Below are 3,096 nucleotides of genomic sequence, written 5' to 3'. Positions count from 1 at the left end.
GCATGGGCGGCATGATGTAATTTATTACATCTGTTAATTCAGCTTTTAGCACAAACAAAAGCCCTGCCTCGATAGAGGTGGGGCTTTTTATTAGGTGTTTAGCAATGACTTTATCAAGGATGCAACGTATTCCAAAAAGGTATCAGCATCAAACTGAGTACAAAGAGCACTAACAACAGAACGCCTATAAAGCGAAATGGGTGTTGCAAAATGGATTGGAAAAAACCGGGGATTTCACCACTGGCACGCAGTGATTCGTATTGCTGACGTTGTTCAATGGCCCGTTTGGCCTGATATTCATCCAAAATGGCTTTGGCAAGCGGTAGCTGATTGTCGTTGACCAGCCAGATAGCGGCAACACCTAAGCCAAAGAATCCGGCATGAGTTTCGTAAAAGGCAAAGCCTTTGTCATCCAGTAATTGCCGAACGTCTTCAGCTTCGTCTTCAGGCACATTATTAAGTCGGAAAAGTAAAGTCGCCATAGTCGTCCCTGTCTGTTAGCGCAATGTGAAGTCTGTCATACCTTAATCAATCTGTGTCGCCGCGGTATCTTATGCGTTTTGCAATTGGTTGGCAAAATCATGATTCACGTCACGATGCTTTGCCTCATCATCTCTTACTACCAATATAACATCACGCAAACGGGCCTCTGCAGGCAGATTCCAGTAATCAATGGCAACTTGCGGTGCGGCTACATTTTCGTATTTTCCCGCGTCAATTCCGGCCAGATATTCGCTGTAGCTGTATACCGCTTCCTCCTCTAAATAGCCCACAATTCGGTGCGCAACACGAGATGAAAACAGGTAAAGAATAAAGAACAAATTATAAAACACACCCTGGGCAATAATGATCAATACGCGTTCCAGCCAGCTGGGTTTGGCAATATGTACAAAGGTCAGCAAATGCATACGTTCATTGTCAGCTTCCTCCAGCAAGGTGCTGATCCAGCCATCATCATCCTGCATTCGACGTAATGAACGAAGGTGTTGTAAGGCTCCGCCAACCATACCTGGAACAGCAGCAACCGTTTCCAGTACGACAGCACGATGTCCATAGCGACCCGAAAAAAACACGTCAGCAAAAAAACGCATAAATTTAACAATTGCCAGCGCAACGCGATCTGAAACGCATTCCGGTGTGTGGTGCGGAGCGCTATTTCTTGTGCTGTCCATCATGGTCTCCTTTGACGAGACGGAAGTTAATAAGGTGATAGCAAAATGTAAGTTAGAGATGCGTGAAAATTTCGTTCTTCTGCCATCGCGATAGTCTAAATGTTCTGTTAGTTTAGACACATTTTCAGATACTGTGCATCGCGAAATCAAATGAGGCAAGCATGACACCACCACTCAGTGACCATTGGCAATCGATTTTGCAAAATAAACAAAATCTGCTGCATTCTGCCATGACAGTATTAGCGGCCAGTGAATACGTAATGAATCAGGGCGACAGACAACCACAACGTCTGATTGAGTTGTTTCAAAGCGGTGATTTGGAAATGGCCTATGAGGGGGATGGTTATCAGCAACGCTTGCAATCCCGACTTGCTGAGGTAAATGACGAGGCATCTTTACATCAGCAGCTTCGAATCTTTCGCCAGCGTGAAATGGTACGCATTATCTGGCGGGATTTAAGTGGTTGGGCGGATCTGGCTGAGACAGTGCGTGAGTTGACTGCATTGGCTGATTGCTGTGTTGAGCAAGCACTGAACAAGCTTTATCAATGGCAAACTCAGCTGTTAGGGACACCATTGGATGAGCATGGTAAAGCACAACAATTAATTGTTTTAGGTATGGGGAAGATGGGGGCAGGAGAGCTCAACCTGTCTTCTGATATCGATTTGATTTTTACCTACCCTGCTGAAGGCGAAACGCAAGGCGCCAGAAAAAGCCTGACCAATGAAGAGTTTTTTACGCGGTTGGGTCGTAAGCTGATTCAGGCTTTAGATAATGTCACAGTCGATGGCTTTGTGTTCCGGGTGGATATGCGGTTACGTCCTTTTGGAGATAGCGGTTCATTGGTGGCCAGTTTTGATGCAATGGAGGAGTACTACCAGACGCAAGGCCGTGAATGGGAACGTTACGCGATGATTAAAGCAAGACCCGTTACCGGCACCGAACAGGATAGAAAAGCCATCACTGAGCTGTTACGTCCATTTGTATATCGACGTTATCTTGATTACGGCATGTTTGATTCATTACGGGAAATGAAATCAATGATTGCTGGCCAGCTACATCTGAAAGGAATGGAAGATAATATTAAATTAGGTGCTGGTGGAATTCGTGAAATCGAGTTTATCGGTCAGGTATTTCAATTAATCTATGGCGGACGGGATAAATCTTTGCAACAACGGCCGATCCTGACAATTCTGGAGTTATTGGCTGACAGAAAATTATTGTCAGGTTATGCGATAACGGCGTTAAAAGAGGCCTATGTATTTTTGCGGCACACTGAGCATCGTATTCAGGCCTGGGCCGATCAGCAGACTCATTTATTGCCCAAGGACAGTGAAGCACAAACCAGGCTGGCCAACAGCATGGGCTTTGCAAACTGGGCTGGTTTTATCAAAACATTGAATGAACATCGCCAGCAGGTGCATGAACATTTCGAGCAGTTGCTTACCGCCCCGCAGGCTGATGATGATAAAGCCGAGACCATTGCTTTACTAACCGCAGGTGAATCTGAAGTTATTGCTTATCTGGAAAAATGGGGATATGACGATCCACAGCAGTCACAGCTAATCATTGAAAATTTACTTGAGCAAAACAGCGTCAAAAAGCTTAGTCACACAGGACGTGGCAGATTAAAAAAACTTCTGCCATTACTTGTCCAGGCGGCAGCTGGAACCGAACAACCGGATATCTGTTTGAAACGAATGATGCCACTTTTAGAGTCCATCATGCGGCGTTCTGCCTATATGTCACTGTTAGTCGAGAATACGCTGGCCCTGTCGCAATTGGTCAAATTATGTGCGGCAAGTCCATTAATCAGCCATCAATTGGCGCGTTACCCCGTCCTGCTGGATGAACTGTTGGATCCCCGAACATTATACGAAGTGCCTGGCCGGGAACAGCAAAAAGCTTTATTGGAACAGTTCTT

3 protein-coding genes are annotated in these 3,096 nt (G+C 45.5%); 1 reads left to right on the top strand and 2 read right to left on the bottom strand.

The window, feature by feature from the left end; genetic code table 11:
• Positions 1-113: 113 nt before the first annotated feature.
• Both B3O33_RS04730 and B3O33_RS04725 read right to left on the bottom strand, forming a co-directional pair.
• Entirely contained in the window at positions 114-482 is a 369-nt protein-coding gene (locus B3O33_RS04730; protein ID WP_292361198.1) for a DUF6164 family protein, read from the bottom strand.
• Positions 483-551: 69 nt separating this feature from the next.
• Positions 552-1,172, bottom strand: a complete 621-nt coding sequence (locus tag B3O33_RS04725; RefSeq protein ID WP_292361197.1) for an alternative oxidase — start codon at positions 1,170-1,172, stop codon at positions 552-554.
• A 161-nt stretch (positions 1,173-1,333) separates the two neighbouring features.
• On the opposite strand from B3O33_RS04725, the gene glnE reads away from it, so the two are divergent.
• A partial coding sequence (glnE, locus tag B3O33_RS04720) for a bifunctional [glutamate--ammonia ligase]-adenylyl-L-tyrosine phosphorylase/[glutamate--ammonia-ligase] adenylyltransferase (protein WP_292363090.1) occupies positions 1,334-3,096 on the top strand: 1,763 nt, incomplete at its 3' end.

The sequence above is a fragment of the Methylophaga sp. UBA1464 genome (assembly GCF_002325665.1).
In the GTDB taxonomy this organism is placed as follows: domain Bacteria; phylum Pseudomonadota; class Gammaproteobacteria; order Nitrosococcales; family Methylophagaceae; genus Methylophaga.
This window is presented reverse-complemented; position numbering and strand designations above follow the sequence as displayed.

Excerpts from the sequence above, each read along its gene's own strand:
- B3O33_RS04730 (WP_292361198.1), bottom strand. The coding sequence starts at position 482 with ATGGCGACTTTACTTTTCCGACTTAATAATGTGCCTGAAGACGAAGCT.
- B3O33_RS04725 (WP_292361197.1), bottom strand. The coding sequence starts at position 1,172 with ATGGACAGCACAAGAAATAGCGCTCCGCACCACACACCGGAATGCGTT.